Origin of the sequence: Chordicoccus furentiruminis, from assembly GCF_019355395.1 — a bacterium.
Classification (GTDB): Bacteria; Bacillota; Clostridia; order Lachnospirales; family Lachnospiraceae; genus Chordicoccus; species Chordicoccus furentiruminis.
The window spans coordinates 856321-873063 of the sequence record NZ_CP048829.1; the positions used below are offsets into that span (position 1 = coordinate 856321).

Annotated in this window: 14 protein-coding genes; 1 reads left to right on the forward strand and 13 read right to left on the reverse strand. The window is 58.5% G+C overall.

Features of this window, described 5'->3' with window-relative positions; translation table 11 throughout:
- Nucleotides 1-173: 173 nt before the first annotated feature.
- On the reverse strand, nt 174-1589 hold the full coding sequence (locus G4C92_RS03975; RefSeq protein WP_274941305.1) for a radical SAM protein: 1416 nt from the start codon (nt 1587-1589) through the stop codon (nt 174-176).
- A 220-nt stretch (nt 1590-1809) separates the two neighbouring features.
- On the opposite strand from G4C92_RS03975, the gene G4C92_RS03980 reads away from it, so the two are divergent.
- Nucleotides 1810-2625, forward strand: coding sequence for a Cof-type HAD-IIB family hydrolase (locus tag G4C92_RS03980; protein WP_274941306.1), 816 nt, complete (start codon nt 1810-1812; stop codon nt 2623-2625).
- 77 nt (nt 2626-2702) lie between these two features.
- On the opposite strand, the gene G4C92_RS03985 is transcribed toward G4C92_RS03980, so the two are convergent.
- The 12 genes from G4C92_RS03985 to G4C92_RS04040 all read right to left on the reverse strand — a co-directional run bounded on the left by G4C92_RS03985 (nt 2703) and on the right by G4C92_RS04040 (nt 16681).
- Entirely contained in the window at nt 2703-3413 is a 711-nt protein-coding gene (locus tag G4C92_RS03985; protein ID WP_274941307.1) for a J domain-containing protein, read from the reverse strand.
- A 52-nt stretch (nt 3414-3465) separates the two neighbouring features.
- The gene (locus G4C92_RS03990) at nt 3466-4302 is read right to left on the reverse strand and encodes a DUF5685 family protein (protein WP_274941308.1); all 837 of its coding nucleotides are present in this window, start codon (nt 4300-4302) and stop codon (nt 3466-3468) included.
- A gap of 41 nt (nt 4303-4343) precedes the next feature.
- Nucleotides 4344-4760: a zinc ribbon domain-containing protein gene (locus G4C92_RS03995; protein WP_274941309.1), complete on the reverse strand. Its 417-nt coding sequence runs from the start codon at nt 4758-4760 to the stop codon at nt 4344-4346.
- A 158-nt stretch (nt 4761-4918) separates the two neighbouring features.
- Nucleotides 4919-5653, reverse strand: a complete 735-nt coding sequence (gene deoD / locus G4C92_RS04000; protein ID WP_334299941.1) for a purine-nucleoside phosphorylase — start codon at nt 5651-5653, stop codon at nt 4919-4921.
- Between the two features lie 71 nt (nt 5654-5724).
- Nucleotides 5725-6360 (reverse strand): hypothetical protein, encoded by a 636-nt coding sequence (locus G4C92_RS04005; RefSeq protein WP_274941311.1) that lies wholly within the window; start codon nt 6358-6360, stop codon nt 5725-5727.
- A gap of 123 nt (nt 6361-6483) precedes the next feature.
- On the reverse strand, nt 6484-7893 hold the full coding sequence (locus G4C92_RS04010) for a L,D-transpeptidase family protein (RefSeq protein ID WP_274941312.1): 1410 nt from the start codon (nt 7891-7893) through the stop codon (nt 6484-6486).
- Nucleotides 7894-8072: 179 nt separating this feature from the next.
- Entirely contained in the window at nt 8073-9020 is a 948-nt protein-coding gene (locus G4C92_RS04015; protein ID WP_274941313.1) for an alpha/beta hydrolase, read from the reverse strand.
- Between the two features lie 114 nt (nt 9021-9134).
- Nucleotides 9135-9860, reverse strand: coding sequence for a glycosyltransferase family 2 protein (locus tag G4C92_RS04020; RefSeq protein ID WP_274941314.1), 726 nt, complete (start codon nt 9858-9860; stop codon nt 9135-9137).
- Between the two features lie 239 nt (nt 9861-10099).
- Nucleotides 10100-11497: a group II intron reverse transcriptase/maturase gene (gene ltrA / locus G4C92_RS04025; protein WP_274941315.1), complete on the reverse strand. Its 1398-nt coding sequence runs from the start codon at nt 11495-11497 to the stop codon at nt 10100-10102.
- Nucleotides 11498-12018: 521 nt separating this feature from the next.
- The gene (locus tag G4C92_RS04030; protein WP_274941316.1) at nt 12019-15234 is read right to left on the reverse strand and encodes an SHIRT domain-containing protein; all 3216 of its coding nucleotides are present in this window, start codon (nt 15232-15234) and stop codon (nt 12019-12021) included.
- A gap of 115 nt (nt 15235-15349) precedes the next feature.
- Nucleotides 15350-15850 carry a type 2 periplasmic-binding domain-containing protein gene (locus tag G4C92_RS04035; protein WP_274941317.1) on the reverse strand — a complete coding sequence of 167 codons (501 nt, stop codon included), beginning with the start codon at nt 15848-15850 and terminating at the stop codon, nt 15350-15352.
- A 309-nt stretch (nt 15851-16159) separates the two neighbouring features.
- Entirely contained in the window at nt 16160-16681 is a 522-nt protein-coding gene (locus G4C92_RS04040) for a substrate-binding domain-containing protein (protein WP_274941318.1), read from the reverse strand.
- Between the last annotated feature and the right edge of the window lie 62 nt (nt 16682-16743).

A 16743-nucleotide genomic window follows, 5' to 3' on the forward strand; every position in this document is an offset into this window, starting at 1 on the left:
CCGGTTTCGAAGCTCCGCCTGCATGATGCTATCATTGTACCCGCGGGACCGCCGCCCGTCAAGAAATCGATTTCACACAGGCGCACAGTCGCGCCCTCTGCAGGAATGACGGAGCCCCGCGCCTCCTGCAGAAAAGAGGCAGGCCGAACGGCCTGCCCCCTGTCTCTTTACACTTACTGTTTCGCGTCCGCCGGGATCACCACGTCCTTCGGCGCTTCCGGCTCGAAGCCCGGATGGTTGGACTTCCAGAGCTTGTCCGCGTACGGAGCCCACTCCTTCGCGTAGTTCGCGCACTTGCCGCAAAGGTGCTCGACTGTCTCCGGCGCGCTCATATCGGTGCTGTGAGCGCCGGTCGCTTCCACCATCGCCTGCAGCTTCTGCGGGTTCTCGAGGAACGGGCAGGGCTGAAGCAGGTTCTTATTGAACGGCTGATTCGCCTGATAGGCCTTGAACAGCGGTTGCTGCAGACACTCCAGCAGACTCTTGTCGTGGATGTTGGCGCTCGAGTAATGGATGAAGACGCAGGGCTCCACGTCGCCGTTCGGATTGATGTGGCAGTAATACTTGCCGCCCGCGATGCAGCCGCTGACGAACTCGCCGTCGTTCTGGAAATCCATGCAGAAGATCGGCTTGCCGCCTTCCCAGCCGCGAACCTCGCGGATCCGGTGATACATGTACTCTCTCTGCTCCGGCGTCGGAACGAGATCCATCGTCGCGTCCATGCCGACCGGCATGAAGTGGAAGTACCAGGTGAAGGCGACGCCCTTGCTGATCAGGAAGTCATAGAACTCGTCCGACGTCACGGCCTTGTAGTTCTTGCTGGTGTAGCAGATCGACGTGCCGTAGACCAGGCCGTTCTTCCGGAGCAGCTCCATCGTATCCATAACCTTCTGGAAGACGCCCTTGCCGCGGCGGAAGTCAGTCGCCTCCTCGAAGCCCTCGATGGACATCGACAGCACGATGTTCTTGCAGCGTCTCATATCATCGCAGAACTGCTGATCCACCAGCGTGCCGTTGGTGAACAGCATGAACGCGCAGTCGGAATGCTTCTCCGCCAGCTTGATGATATCCTTCTTTCTCATCATCGGCTCTCCGCCGGTCATGATGTAGGCATGAATCCCGAGTTCCTTGCCCTCGGTCACGATCTTGTCCATGTCCTCATAGGAAAGGTTCAGCTGATGGCTGTACTCGGACGCCCAGCAGCCGGTGCAGCGGAGGTTGCAGGCCGAGGTCGGATCGAACAGGATGATCCACGGGCACTGCATGTTGTACTTCTTCGCCGTCTTTCTGGTCTCGCGGAAGCCGCAGAAGCCGCCCTCGAAGCCGATGGACATAAAGAGGCCCTTCATGAACTCCACATCCACATGATCCAGCAGATTGTTGAAGTACTGGGTCCACTTGCCGTCCTTGCTGAACGCTTTGCGGAGCCGGTCGTACGCTTCGGGCTTCCAGCCGTCGCCGAGGATCTTCTGCATCGCGTCCACGACGCCCACATACCCCTCGCTTCTGTTTTCAACCGCCTTCTTGCCGACCGTGTCCAGAGCCAGCTCAAACGCCTTGCGCTGGGCGGCATGTGCTATCTTGTTCATGTTCATACCCCCTGAATAAGAATGACAGAATCAATTTCCATGTGCAGAGTATAGCCCTTTTCGTCGGCCTTGTGCGCAGTTTTCGCCGAAACGGATACACATCACGAAAATTGTAACGTCTCCTCCGGTCATGCCGCGGCGCAGCCTGTTCCGTTTTGCGCCGGACCGGCGCGCATGGTATCATGAGGCTGTCTGCTTCACACAAAAGAAAGGAGACTTCATGGATCCGCACATTCTGTATCTCGATCTCGACGACACGCTTCTTAACTCCGAAAAACGCGTTTCTCCGGAAAATGCAGCCGCCGTCCGCGGCGCGCTTCGGGCCGGCCACCAGGTGGTGCTGACCACCGGGCGGCCTCTCGCCGCGACGCTTCCGCTGGCGGAGGAGCTCGGTCTTCTCCGTCCCGACTGCTTTGTGATCTCCTTCAACGGCGCGCTGATCTACGACTGCGGGGCCGGAAAGCCGCTGGTGATGGAAACGCTTCCCCTTGCGCTGACGCGCGAGCTCTGGAATCTCGCAAAGGCCCGCGGCATTCATTGTCAGGGCTACAGCCGGTCGGACACGCTCGTCTGCGCAGATGACGAGGAAGTCCGTTTCTACGCCGGCCGGATCCATGTCACCTACCGCGTCGACGCCTCGCTCCCTGATTCTCTGCGGGAGGAGACTGTCAAGCTTCTCTTCATCGACCTGAAGGATCACGCGAAGCTGGAGGCTTTCCGTGCCGAGGCCGCGGCGCGCTGCGGCGGAGCGCTCTCGCTCTTCTTCTCGAACCGCTGGTTCCTCGAATGCGTGCGTGCCGGCGTATCGAAAGGCGACGCGGTCCGCCGTCTCGCCGCCCTGCTGGGCGTACCGATCGAACGGACCATCGCCGTCGGGGATCAGGAAAACGATCTGCCGATGATCCGGGCCGCCGGAATCGGATGCGCGATGGCGAACGCCACCGACGCGCTGAAGGCCGAGGCGGACTATGTCACGGAACGGGACGCCGACCACAGCGGCGTCGCCGAGATCATAAAAAAATTCCTGCCCGGCTGAGCAGGAAAAAGCCGCGCGTTCCGGCCGGAGCCGGCGGAAAGGCCGCACAGAGCGTTCCGCCGCCCGCGGAAGGAAATTCAGCACCAGAACACGCCGCCGGTGCCTCCCAGGCAGAGGTTGCAGCACAGATTCATGGCGAGAAAGGAGAGACACCAGCCGGTCGGCGAACTCATGCCGCCGAAGCCGCCGTAGGACTCGCCCCGCTGCTGATACCACATGCCGCCGCTCTGCATCTGCTGCACGAAACTGCGGTAGGTGACATTGTCCGGCTCAAGGTCGGACGCCCGCTTCGCGTAATTCAGCGCATCCACGTTCTTTCCGAGTCCCTGGCTGGCAACCGCCGCGTAGTAATACCAGCGGGCGTTCCGTGCCGCCTCCGTGACCTGGTTCAGCGCCGTCATGGCTTCCTGATAGTGGCCACTGCTGATATAATTCCGGGCGGCCGTCAGCTCGATGGACTCCTCGCCGGCCGTCTGCCGCGAGCCGCCGTTCGCCCACTGATTGAAGAAATCCCCGAAACCGCCGTATTCTCCGTACCCGTACCGGGAGCTGCCCGGGCCCGCGCCGGATGAGCGCTGCGGTCCGTACGCGCTGTCTCCGCGGGCACGCGAATCGACAATCTGACGGTACGCCTCCTGAATTTCCTTGAACTTCTTCTCGGCTTCCTCCGGATGATCCAGATTGGCGTCCGGATGCCACCTCTTGCTCTGCTCACGGTAAGCCTTCTTCAGCTCCTCATCAGAGCAGTTTTCATTGACGCCGAGTACTGTATACGGATCCTGTATCATGTTCCCTTTGGTCTTTCTCTGCCAGTGCGTGAACGGGCGCGGGCTGCGTGTCTTATGCTTCTGCTTCCTGCGCCTGCTTCTTCCTGATGGCTGCGTACTTCGTCCAGACGCCGCTGTAGATGATGTTTCTCAGAATATCCGCGTCCTGCACGATCGGCAGCTTCTCGAAATTCTTCGCACACTCCGCCATCATCATCGTCAGAACGTTCTCCACGCAGGCGTCGAAATCCACGTCGTGCATGCGGGAAATCCACGGATTGAAGCGCTTCTTCTTCACATCGCTCCCGAGATCATCGTACGCGTCCATCAGGTACACGAATTTCCCGAGGAAAAAGCCCGTCCTGCGGAGCAGGTCAGCCCATTCATCGTCCTTCATCACGAAGATGCCGCCCAGCGCGTCGCCGGACCCGGCCGCGGCGCCGTCGAGATCACTGGCACCCGTTTTCTCGAACGCTTCCTGCGCTTCGATGGCCTCCCGGACTGTCCGGCTCTGCACGGGCCAGCGCGCGTCAATCGCGTTCACCGCCCTGCGAAGCCTGCCGGCCAGCGCGCCTGCCGCCAGATTGCCGTCATCCGCCCTGTCGTCCAGCAGCTTGTAGTAGGCGAGCAAAAGTCCCATATCCGCCGCATAATCGGTGATCTCATTGCCGATCATATGCTGCTTTTTCGTCGGATGCGTGAGGCAGGTCCGGTCCTCCTCCTTCAGCGGAAGCTCGTACAGACCGTTGAGAAGGATCGTGAGAAAGGTCATGTCATTGGGAAGGAGAATCTGCCCCCGCAGACCGTACCGCGTCTTCAGAGACTGGCAAAGCCCGCAGTAAAAGCCGCGGTACCTCCGGAAATCACGGATCTTCAGTTCATTCTCATTGACTGTCACATAGCCGAACACGTTCTCTTCTCTGCGCCTCCTCGTCTGCCTCGCGCCGTCCCTCAGACGGTCCGGTCAAACTGATTCTTGCATGACGGGCATGTGATCCGGATATGCCCCTTGCCCCGCGGCACACGCACCTCCTGTCCGCAGCTCGGACATTTGAAATAGCGGTACTCCCGCCGGTCGCCGAAGCGCTTCTTCTGGATCCGGAAAGCGCGCCGGATCCGCGCCGTCTCGGACAGAAACCGCTGGTTTTCCGCCGCGCGCCGCGCAAAATCCCTCGACAGAATCCGGTAATAGGTGCAGGCGATGCCCGCGATCGCCGCCAGGTAGCAGAACGCGTTTCCTGTCAGAAACGCGAGTGCAAGAAAGATCAGCGTCACGGTCAGGAGACACTTCGAGAAATCGTCAGTGCCGTAGCGTCCCTCCATCATACTGCGGATCCTGTCATTCATTCTCTGAAAGAAATCCTTCATAACTCCGTCCTTAATCTGCGAAATGACGGCCGGTCACCGGCCTGTCCGGCCGGCCCCGCCGCCGTCTTTTTGAAACTGTTTCAACTATAAGCCATCCGCGCCGTCCTTTACAAGAACAGCGCGGATGTTTAATGAAAATTTCACGAATCACGTTTCTCTCAGCCCACTGCCTTTGCAGCCGTCTTCAGCGCGATCTCCATCATCTCATGGAAGCTGTCCTGCCGTTCCGCAGCACTCAGCGCCTCGCCCGTGAAAATGTGGTCCGAGATCGTCAGAATCGACAGCGCCTTCTTCCCGTGCACCGCCGCCTGGAGGTAAAGCCCGGCCGTCTCCATCTCAAGCGCGAGATGACCGGTCGCCCTGGCCTTCCGGTTGATCTCCGCCTCCGGATTCGGATAATAGAAGAAATCCGACGTATAGACGCGGCCGACATCCGCGCGGACGCCCAGCTCCTTTGCCGCTTCCACCGCGTCGCTCAGCATGCCGTAATCCGCCGTCGGCGCAAGGAAGCCCGGAAGATCCACGGCATCCTGGAAGCCCGTGTTCGAGGATGCGCCGATCGCGATCACGACATCCCGCACATGCACGTCGTCGCCGAGACCGCCGGCGGAACCGACGCGGATGATGGAATCCACACCGAAAAACTCATAGAGCTCCGTCGCGTAAAGTCCCAGAGACGGGATTCCCATACCGGAGCCCATCACGGAAACTTCCTTTCCCTGATAAGTGCCGGTGTAGGCGAGCATGTTGCGGACATCATTGACCAGCACCGGATTCTCCAGATAATGCTCCGCGATATACTTTGCGCGAAGCGGATCTCCCGGCATCAGAACACATTTTGCAAAATGCGTGCCGGGCTTCAGCTCGATGCACGCGGACGGCGAAGTCGTCATCATACAGTCTCTCCTTCCTGTCTTTCCTGTCTGCTGTCAGTCATATATCTTCCGCAAAAGAGCCGGCTTCGTCAGAACGAACTCTGGCGGTACAGCACACCTCTCCCCGTCATCACAAGCAGCGCCATCACGCAGCCGAGGAACACAGGCAGCATCGTGTGGATTGTGCGCGTTCCGAGTGCGATCAGTCCGAACGCGACCAGGCATACGGCCAGCACGGTCAGCACCGCCAGCACGGCCTTCAGAACCCGTTCCCGCGTCAGATGAGACGCTGGGAGGCCGGACCGGCGTATCTCACCGGCCGCGCCCCGGAACCATCCGGACAGACCGGCCTCTTCCTCCGGACCGTACGCTTCCCGTTCCTCCTCGCGGCGGATCCGTTCCTCTTCCTTCATCTCCAGCCACGCGCCGGCCATATCCGCGGGACTCCCCAGTTCCCCGATCACGGCTCTCGCGTCCAGAATATCCGGCTCCCGTCCGCCGGCGTTCTCGCGGATCATATCGCGGATCATCGCGCTGATCTCGCGTCCTGCGCGGCCTCTGTCATAGACCGGCAGATTCGATGTCACTTCCGTGACATACCGTTCAATCCTGTTTTCAATCAGCATGCTCTCCCCTGCCTTCATATCCGTTCCGGTCTGTATCCCGCTCCGCGCCTGCTCCCCCGCTCCGTTGACAGCACGGTAAGGCGCACACCACAGGATCATGCACTTCTCCGGATGATAAAAACTAAATACTGTAACAATTATAAGATGAACCGGAGGCATGTCAAGCAAAAGTCTGACATTTTCTTTTACAATCCACTCTCAATCCGTTGACGCGGGATCATGTCAGTAATACAGCACCACCGGTTCTCCCTCGTCCACATTCGCGTATAACTCCGGCATCACGGATTCCGGCACATTGACGCATCCGTGAGAACCGTCATTGATCCAGATATCCCCGCCGAAAGAGCTCCTCCACCACGCGTCATGCATGCCCTGCCCTCCGCAGAAGCCGAGCCAGTAATCCACATGCGTCTCGTATCCCTTCGTCTCCAGATTGCCGAGAATCAGATCCGTCATCCGGCTCGTTACAAAGTACGCCCCGTTTACCGTCCGCCGCTCATCGTTATTGAGTCCGGTCACAACATCCGTGGAGACCACTGTCTCCCCGTCGCGGTAAGCGTAGAGATGCTGATCCGAAAGATCGATCTCGACATAGGTCTTCCCCAGTCCGTTGTTCTCCCGCCCCCAGTTCTGGGTAACCTCCCAGACCGGCTCGCGTTTTCCGGAAGCGCCGTTTTCCAGCGCTTCTGTCACGTCCTTTTCCATCGCCTCCCGGTCGAGCCGCCAGCCGTAGGAGCCGCCGGCATTCACCGTCACCGGTTCACCGCTGTGATCCCGGATTGTAAAATCGTAATCCAGCGTGCTGTAGGTCCGGCACCAGCGGTCCACCAGTTCCGCGACCGCTTCCTTCGAGACGGAAGCGGTCGTATCCTTCACGGTGAGCAGAGGCAGAATGGTGTCCGCGTCAAGCTTTTCCTCCGTATCGCCGAAGTCGTAGCGCACATTGACGGCCAGATAGCGGTTGACGGATTCCTTCTCCGCGCGAAGAGATGCGTCGTCCGAGCGGACGGACGGCTTCTCGTAGACGCCCGCGGCGTCCAGATCCAGCGACGTCCGGCTCTCCTCAAGAGCGCCGAGCACCGCTTTTTCCAGACGTTCTTCGTTCATCTGTGTCCCTTCCTTCTCCGGCACGATCGTATACAGCCCGTTTTCGTCCTGGGAGAGGTATGCATTCTCCGGAGAGACGAATCCCGCCTGGGCGGTATTCCACAGAGCCTGAATCTGCCGCTTCGCCGCCGCCTCGTCAAAGGAAGCGCTCTCGGGGAGCCGTTCCGCGCGTTCCCGCATCGTCCCGACAATCCAGGCAAATGACGGCTGCTGCGCAAGCAGTCCGTCCACACTGTGGTTGTCCACATACGTCCGGCTGATGTCGGCCGCACTGATCGTTTTCTCAAGACCGTCCCTGCCCGTGATCTCGAGTCGGTACCCGTCGCTGGCGATTCCCAGCTTTGCCTTGGCCCCGGCCGCCGTCAGGTTGGACATGTCCTGGCCGTTGACGGAAGTTCCCTTGAAGAAATGCGTGTGGTAATAGACGGCGAGGCCGAGATAGATTCCCAGCGCGCAGGCGGCGCTGACTGCCGTCACGATACGGATCGCCCGTCCCGCCTTCCCCCCATGTGCAGTTATTTTCATTAGGTCCCCTCTCTCCTTCTCCTGCCCTGGCACTCCGCATGATCCGTCCTGCTTCCCGCGTATGTCTCCCCGCGATTCACGGAACACGCCCCCTTTTCTTTCATTCACTGTTTTTGCGCGCAGGCATCTCCGCGGACACGCAGAAGCCGGTCCGCCCGCAGAACGGCCGGTCCCGGTTCTCAGGCACGCGCCCCGATGAACGCGCTGACCTCCTGCTCGTAAAGCGCCCGGTCCGTGACATAGGCCAGTGCGTGATCCGCTCCGTGGATCAGTACCTTCCGCTTGTCCGCGCTGGCGCAGGCATCATAATTCCGGTCCAGCATGAACGACGGGACGAAATGATCATCATCTCCGTGAATCATCAGAAACGGCAGGCTCGTTTTCCGGAGCGCCGCGGCCGGATCGCAGTCCTCAAACCGGTACCCGGCGTCCCGTTTCGTGCAGAGATCAATCTCGGCAAGGAACGGCTGCACCGGCAGATGGTAGTAATGGTGCATGCAGTAAGTCAGTTCCTCCACCAGCGATGTGTAGCCGCAGTCCTCGATGACGCCGCGGACCTGCTTCGGGAGCGGATCGCCGGCGGTGATCATCACAGTCGCCGCGCCCATGGAGACGCCGTGAAGAAAGACGGAAGCCGACGGCCCGAGCCGGCCGATCATCACGTCAATCCACGTTTCCACGTCAAAATGATCCTGCCATCCGAAGCCGATGTAGCCGCCCTCGCTCTGTCCGTGCCCCCGGTCGTCCGGAAGAAGCAGGTTCATCTTCATCCGGTCCCGGTAGAAGGGAAGCATCTCTCCGAAATCATTGAGCGGCGAGCTGCGGTAGCCGTGCACCAGGATCATCACCCGGTCCGTCGGCTCGTCCGCCGGGATGTATTTCGCGTGCAGACGAAGACCGTCGAAGGACGCCGCCCAGAGATCCTCCGCCGGCTGCTCCGCCATCCACCGCTCGAATCCTTCCATCCGTTTCCGCTGGGCCGCCTTCTGTTCCGGCGACTGGCCTCTCCCGTGAATCGTCAGCTTCGAGCGGCGCGGAATCGCCAGCTCATAAAAATACCGGCTTCCCAGCATGGTCGCTCCGGCAAGACCGGCCGCCGCTGCCAGCGCCTTTTGAAATGCATGCATTCGTGTCACCTCCGTAAGTCAGCTTCCCCAAGTATAGCATGAACGGTTTGCCGGCGTCTGCTGTTTTTCACGTATCTTACGGGCGCGGCGCGGAAAGCGTGCCTGTCCGGACCGTCAGCGGTTGCCTTCCATGTTCTTTCTGAACCTTCTGAAGTCGCCGAGGGCCCGCCTTCCGATAAGCAGAATCTTTTTTATGTTAATTGAATTGGTCCCGCCCTGCCGCGGTCTGAAGGACACGGGCATAAAGGCTACATTTTTCTGATCATACACGCCGAATGTCGTCATCATCACATTCGGCAGATTGTAATCATCAGACGGAAGCCTCGGAAGATAGTCTTTCACATACTGACTCTTCATCAGTCTGAACGGTGCGTTGGAGTCCGGAATCCCGACGTGGAAATATATCCTCAGAATGAAGCAGAGAATTCTTTCCACCAGAACTCTTGAGACGCCGTCCCTGCGGTCAGTCCGGTTTCCGAATACCGCGTCATACTCAGCGCGGCGGTTCCAGAAACTCTCGAACTCATCCGGATTCGTTTGACCGTCCGCATCCGTCTGGAAGATATAATCCGCGCCGTGCGCAAGGGCATACCGATAGCCGGCAATGACGGCCGATCCATGCCCTCCGTTCTGTTTTGTCAGGGCAATTAAGAAAGGTCTCCTCTTTTTTTCTTCGATGACGATATCATACGTCTGATCCCTGCTTCCATCGTTGATGATCACAAGTCGCGAGAGGCCTTCTTCATTATGCTTTTCCACAACCGGATACCATTCGTTTACCGTTCTTCGAATATTGGCGGCCTCATTATAAGCCGGAATCACAACATATAAGACATCCATACTTTCTCCGCCTCATCGCTTCATAAAAAGTGTCCGAAACCCAGTATATTGAAGGACAGGCTCATTGTCTATCGACTGCCTGTCAATTTTCGGTTCCGCGGCGCCGGCGTACGGCATCGCGACGGCCGGCTCCTTCGCCGCTCCATACCGGAAACCCTTCCCCTTAAAATCGAGTAGGAGGCGGTGATTAGCCGCCGTCCTCTCACACCACCGTGCTTACCGTTCGGTACACGGCGGTTTCAACAGTTGTCGTGCACAGACTGATATGCTGCGGCCAGATCATAAAAGCCCCAGCGTATCAGTCTTTCTTTTGTTAAGGCCGTCTTAACCACACCTGTGTTCACCATTCGCCAGTATGCTTTCCGGCTGTAGGCGCCTTCACAGGCTGCCCATTCGGGCAGACCCAGTCCCATCAGCTTGCGTTTGCGCGTCCGTGGCAGTTTCCACTGTTTCCAGATGCACATCCGTACGCGTCTGTACAGCCAGCCGTTCAGGTCGGCGATGTTTCTCTTCATGTCCGCTATACCGTAGTAATACAGCCATCCGCGCGCAGAAACCTCTATTCGCTTCATAGCCGCTACTATGCTTCCGCATTTACTCCGGGAAGTGAGCATACGCAGTTTCTCCTTGAACTTCTTCCATGACTTCGCATGGACACGGACGTACACTCCGTTCTTACCTTTCCCGAAACAGAAGCCAAGGTACTTAAAATTTCGAATCGCAAACACGCTGACCGTTCTGCTTTTCTCCCGATTCACCTTCAATTTCAAGGTTCCTTCAAGATACTTCACGCTGGATTCCAAAAGCCTCTGCGATGCCCGTTCACTTCTCGCCAGCAGCACGATGTCGTCTGCGTAGCGGATGCATGGCACCCCTCGTCTTCTGAATTCCTGGTCAAATTCGTTCAGATAGACGTTCGCGAGCAATGGCGAAAGATTTCCGCCCTGCGGGGAACCTTCTTCTGTCGGAACCACAACACCGTCTTCCATTACTCCACTCTTCAGATAACGCTTGATCAGCTGAATTACTCTTTCGTCTTTGACGTTCTGTCTCAGAAGGTTGAGCAGTTTCACATGGTTGATCGTGTCGAAATATTTGGAGAGGTCAAGAACAACTGCCCTTGTGTATCCCTGTTCCGCATACTCCTTTATCTTCCGAATGGCATCCTTCGCACTTCTTCCCGGACGGTAGCCGTAGCTTCCGTCTGAGAACAGCGGTTCATAGATGGGCATCAGCTGTTGTGCTATTGCCTGCTGGATGATGCGGTCAATCACCGTCGGAATACCAAGTTTTCGTACCCCGCCGTCCGGCTTCGGGATTTCTTTGCGTCTTACGGGTGACGGAGTGTAATGGCCGCCCCTTATCTTCACTATAAGTTCGCTCTGATGCTCCTTCAGCCATGGAAGCGCGTCCTCTATGGTCATCCCATCGACTCCGGGCGCTCCTTTATTGGCCTTCACTCTCTTGTAGGCACGGTTAAGGTTATCCTTATCCAGTATCCTTCCGAGAATGTCCGGCTCTGCACTGTCCCTTTCCTTCCATATCCGGTTGAAAGAGCGGTGCGCTCTCACATACCCTTTGCGTTCCGCGCTATCTCTTTGTGAGCAGCCGTCATTGCTGACGTTTTCTGTACCCATTCGCTCTCTCCTCCTTTCCGGGTCGTACTTGGAACTCCTGTTGATTCAGCCCTTCACGGCCATGCCGCTACTATGGCCTCTGCTGACTCCTGTGCGTTCAGCACTGCTTTTGGCAGTGGTTACTCCTTTCAGAGCATATCGCACAGGCCTCCCCGGGTACCACACGTTTCTTTCCCTCCATCTACCTGCCTCATTTATTCCCGCTGATTCCGTGTAGTTACTGGGCTTCGGCTTGTCTCGCAGTCTTACCCTCAGCGAAAACCTTATATGAGATTTCTGTTCGTCAGGCCGGAGGTTTGCCCTCGGGTTAGTATGTTCCCCGAATCCGGCTTCCTTCAGATTCCACCTCGCGATGGACACCCTTGCCTTCGACTGTCTCCTTCCCACTACCGGGCGGATTCCGGACTTACACCGGTTAGAAACGTGCGCCGCCGGGCGCACGAGAAAAAGACCGCCTGCACCATCGGGTGCGGCAGTCTTTCTCTCCATATCTTCCGTCCGTCACGGACGGATACAGTCCGTTATTTCTTCTTTCTCCGTCCGGCGATCAGAAGAATCACCACGACCGCCAGAGCCGCCACGGCGACGCCCACATAGAGCCCGATCGGCGATGTGTCGCCGGTCTTCGCCGCATTGACCTTCGTTCCGTAGGTATTCGTGATCACCATGCCGTCAATGCTCTTGCTGTATCCCTGAACCGCCGCTTCGTCAACGGTCCACGAGATTTCCTTTTCATCCTCGTACTTCGGAAGCGCCGGGAGCGTATAAGTCCAGGTGTCCGCCGTCTTGGTCGGAGCCTTGCAGGTGAAGGTCTCATACTTCGTTCCGTTCTTATAGAGCGTCACGGAGATAGAGGAGGGTCTCGCCTTGGCAGCGTTGCCGGAATCCACCCATTTCTTGACGATCTTCAGCGTGACCTTCTCGTTCGGGTCGATGTTCTTCCTGCAGGTCCAGGTACCGGTGAACGTGATGTCCGAATCGCCGACCGTCTTTTTGCTCTGATCGTAGCCGGCGAACGTCCAGATCCAGCTTCCTACCGTCAGCGTTGTCTCCGCAGGACTGATCGCTCTGACCTCCTGACCGCTTTCGTACTCATTGCCGTCCGACGGGAGCAGCGCCGCCACATCGTCCGGAATCCCGAAGCCTTCGGTTCCCGAAACAAAGGTGTAGTGGACGTTGTACGTCTTCACTTCCTTCTTCTCAAAGGACCAGGTTCCGGTGAAGGTAATGTCGGAATCCTCGACTACCGCGCTGTCCTGATCATATCCCCGGAAATTCCAGGTGCCGTCCGATACGGACACTTTGAATGCCGCCGGCTTTCTGGCCGTCACGGTGGACCCGGCGGTGTACTCGTTTCCGTCACCCGGAATCAGCTCCATCACCGCATCCGGCAGCTTGTACTGATCGTTGTCCGATACGAACTGGTACTTCACCTCGTAGGTTTCAGCCGATTTGAACGTCCAGATGCCGTAGAACGTGTTGTCTCCGTCGGCCGTAACCGTCAGCGAGGAGTGGTCATATCCCGCAAATGTCCAGGTGCCTTCCGGCTCCTCAACTGTCGTCCTGGCCGGCGCCTGCGCCGTCACCTTCGTGCCGGCCTTGTATTTCGTGCCGTCCTTCGGAAGCTGATCCATGACATCCACCGGAAGCTCTGTGCCGTCCTGAGCGGAGAAGTCATAGAATACTGAGTAAAGCTCGGATACCGTGTCCGCCTCCGGGGAAGACGATCCGGATTTCGAAGAATCCGTTCCGGATGAAGCCGTGTCCGACGAAGCCGTCTCGGATGAGGCTGTCTCCGACGAAACCGTCTCGGACGAAGCCGTCTCGGACGAAGCCGTCTCGGACGAAGCCGTCTCGGATGAGGCTGTCTCCGACGAAGCCGTCTCGGACGAAGCCGCCTCGGACGAAGCCGTCTCGGATGAGGCTGTCTCCGACGAAGCCGTCTCGGACGAAGCCGTCTCGGACGAAGCGTTTCCTGATGTGGTCTCTGTGCCTGATGCCTTCGGGGCGAACACCCATGTGCCGGTGAAGACCATACCGCCGTCCGCCATCCGTTTTTGATCCGCGTCATAAGACCGGAACGTCCAGGTTCCGTCCTCTGTCTCCACAGACTGCTTCTCCGGCGCCTGCGCCGTCACTTCCGTGCCGCTCGTGTACTGACCGTCGTCAGCGGGCAGAAGCGCCGTCACCGACTCAGGCAGTTCCTTTCCTTCCGTACCGGAAACAAATTCATACCGGACACCGTACGTCGCGGCCTGCGCCTCGGAAGAGTCCGTATCGGACGGCAGAAGCTGATTCGACGCGGCTGAGGAAGACGCGGACGACGCGCTCTCAGACGCAGAGGCCGCGGAAGATGCCGTGTCCCCGATTTCCGACGCCGCAGAAGACACCGTGCTCCCGGTTTCCGGTTCCGCGGAAGAAACCGTGCTCTCCGTCAGGACCGAAGAAGCCGTGCTCTCCGCCTTCGGAATGAACTGCCATGTGCCGGTGAACGTCACATCGCCGTCCGCCACTGTTGCGGAAGTGAAGTCATACGACTCAAAGATCCAGCTGCCTTCCTCCGTCTCGACCGATGTCTTCTCCGGCGCCTGCGCCGTCACTTCCGTGCCGCTCGTGTAGCTGCCGTCATCGGAAGGCAGAAGCTCTGTCACCGATTCGGGAAGCTCCCTCCCCTCGGTTCCGGAAACAAACTCATAGCGTACGCCGTATGTCGCGGCCTGCGCCCCGGAAGAATCTGCATCGGATGGAAGAAGCTGGTTCTCCTCATCCCGGCTGACGTCCGTGCTGTCCGAACCGGAAAGCGCGCCCTCCGGTTCTGAAACAGCCGGCGAAACCTGACTGTCCGGTGCGGGCTCGTTCTCCGCGGCGGAAGAGGTTTCCTCCGGCTCCGTGAGAGACGTCCCGTCCGACGACGGCTGTTCTTCCTCCGCCTCGCCGGCGCTCACCGGCGCGCTCGATCCGCTGAACGAATAAGTCACCGTTCCCGCTCCTGCCGTCAGCGTGATGCCCGTATCCGGCGTCGCGGCGCTGACAGCGCCTTCAAGAGAGGCAAACGACGTGCCGCTGCCGACATCGCCGCTCATCGGGATCGTGATGACGTCCGCCCGGACCGTGCCCACGCCGTCATCCGCCGTCTTCGTGGTGCCTTCCGCCCCGCTGCCGAGATCCGTCTGATCCGCCTCATAATGGCTGAGGAACGAAGCCGCATCCGAATCCTTCACCACGAACGAGACTGTGGCCGTTTTCGTGCTGTCATCCGTCTTCACGTCCGCACGCACACTGGCGAGGTCATCCGTCGCGGATGCCGCCCCGAGTGTCACGTAATCAGGGAAATGAAGAACCGCTGTGACCGCATTCTCCGACGCCCCGTCGGGATTGCCGATCGTCACGCCGTCCGCTCCGGAATCCGAAAGGAGTCCAGCCAGCGGAGAGAGGATATCGGCCGCGTCAAATGCGATCGTGAGATTCCCGTCGAAGGCTCCCGACTGGCCCGTCACAGTGCTGTCATCCGCCGCCGTGCGGACAGAAGGCAGCCCTGTGATCAGATCCGTGAGGCTGACGGAGGCCGTCACCTCCTGCGCTGCGGCCGCCGTATCTTCGCCTGAACTGACAACATCAGCGGCCACGCTGTCTGCCGCGCCATCTATATCGTCCGCGCAGATCACCGATGGCATCATCCCGGTCAGCATCGCCGCTGAGACGACTGCCGTAAGCAGTCTGGATACATTCTTTTTCATAACGATTCACCTCCAGTATCTTCACTATAGCACATTTTACTGAATAGGCAAATTGTTACAGTTGTGAAACAAATGTGTCGATAATGTGAAATCGTGAAACACTGCTGTAACAATATCAACTGTCGGTTCCATAATGCGTCAGCGCGTTCCGTACCTTCTGCTGCACGCTGCGAAGCTCTACGTCAAGATCCGCATCCTGCGCTCCGTACAGCTGCTTCAGTTCGGCATCCGCCAGCGCCATTGCACTCTGGTACGCCTCAAACACCGGTTCGCTCCTTCCGTTTTCGATCACATCGGATACCAAAGCGGAATCCAGCGAGCCCGCCTCGTCATTTCCGCCCCGAAGCACATCCGAGGCGTCATCCGCCTCCAGCACCTTCTTCAGCACCGGGACGGTCGGCATAGTATGGAAAAATTCCGTCTGCAGCGCTTCATCGGATGACAGAAATTTCAGGAACGCCCACGCCAGATCCGGATGCCGGCTCCGGATGCTGATGCCGGCCAGCAGAGAGTCCACCCTGGACTGGTTCTCCCCGCCGCCTCCCCGCGGCATCTCGATGCAGTCCCATTGAAAGCTGGAATATTTCTTGAACGCAGATGCGGTACAGATCCTCAAAGGTATAGCCGGTGGAAGGTACGTCGATCCCTTCCTTCTGGAGAAGCGACTTATTCACAAACATCAGATTCGGCATGGTCTCGATCGGAAGGCAGTACTGACGCCCTGACAGACGGCCCATCCTCAGCGCCGTCTGAAACAGTGCTCCGGTATATCACCTGCTTTTCAACATGACGGATCCCGCCAGTAAGGATCATCGTCTTATCCGAAGCCCGAAAGGAGGCACTCACCGCATCCCTTTCCGAGATGAGGGAGTGCCTCCTTTCCCGGCCGCCGCGTCCGGAACGTCCGCTTCCGGACCGCCGGCCGTCAGGCGCCTTTTACTGCCATCCGTCCGTACTGATCGACGTTGTCCGCCGTGATCAGGAATGTGTCGACCGGATAGGTATCTTCCAGTTTCTCGCCGTTTAAGTATCTGTACATCAGAGAAACCGCCTTGTCCGCCTTCGCCTCGTCCAGTGCCGGAAGGATTCCCTTGGCATCGACCGGATTGACGAAGAGGCCGTCCAGATTCTGAGAAAGCATATCCTCAACCTGAGAGATCTGCTTGGAGCTGTCGTTGCCCGGATCGGTGATGACCAGCGTGTCGCCGTTCGCCTCGATCTTCTCCTTCATCTCGTTCTGAATCGTGACGAAGAACGGGTTCGTTCCATCCATGCAGGTATAGCCGAACTTGAAATGCTTGCCCGTATGGTTGGTCGTGTCGATCGCTTCCTCAGCCGACTCGGCCCCGGAAGCCGCCGACTCGACAGCAGAGTCAGCGTACACGCCGGTTCCCATCACCGCGATCATGGAAGCTGCCAGAATCGTTGCCATCAACTTTCTTTTCATACATTTTACCTCCTGTGCGTGGCACCATCGCCGCAATCTGTTAGCAGAATATATGAATTAGA

Bases quoted from the DNA above. Each gene is read 5' to 3' on its own strand.
- G4C92_RS04040 (WP_274941318.1), bottom strand. From the start codon at position 16,681: ATGAAAAGAAAGTTGATGGCAACGATTCTGGCAGCTTCCATGATCGCG.
- G4C92_RS03995 (WP_274941309.1), bottom strand. From the start codon at position 4,760: ATGAAGGATTTCTTTCAGAGAATGAATGACAGGATCCGCAGTATGATG.
- G4C92_RS03985 (WP_274941307.1), bottom strand. From the start codon at position 3,413: ATGATACAGGATCCGTATACAGTACTCGGCGTCAATGAAAACTGCTCT.
- G4C92_RS03975 (WP_274941305.1), bottom strand. From the start codon at position 1,589: ATGAACAAGATAGCACATGCCGCCCAGCGCAAGGCGTTTGAGCTGGCT.
- G4C92_RS03980 (WP_274941306.1), top strand. From the start codon at position 1,810: ATGGATCCGCACATTCTGTATCTCGATCTCGACGACACGCTTCTTAAC.
- G4C92_RS04015 (WP_274941313.1), bottom strand. From the start codon at position 9,020: ATGCATGCATTTCAAAAGGCGCTGGCAGCGGCGGCCGGTCTTGCCGGA.
- G4C92_RS04030 (WP_274941316.1), bottom strand. From the start codon at position 15,234: ATGAAAAAGAATGTATCCAGACTGCTTACGGCAGTCGTCTCAGCGGCG.
- ltrA (WP_274941315.1), bottom strand. From the start codon at position 11,497: ATGGGTACAGAAAACGTCAGCAATGACGGCTGCTCACAAAGAGATAGC.
- G4C92_RS04010 (WP_274941312.1), bottom strand. From the start codon at position 7,893: ATGAAAATAACTGCACATGGGGGGAAGGCGGGACGGGCGATCCGTATC.
- G4C92_RS04005 (WP_274941311.1), bottom strand. From the start codon at position 6,360: ATGATCCTGTGGTGTGCGCCTTACCGTGCTGTCAACGGAGCGGGGGAG.
- deoD (WP_334299941.1), bottom strand. From the start codon at position 5,653: ATGACGACTTCGCCGTCCGCGTGCATCGAGCTGAAGCCCGGCACGCAT.
- G4C92_RS04020 (WP_274941314.1), bottom strand. From the start codon at position 9,860: ATGGATGTCTTATATGTTGTGATTCCGGCTTATAATGAGGCCGCCAAT.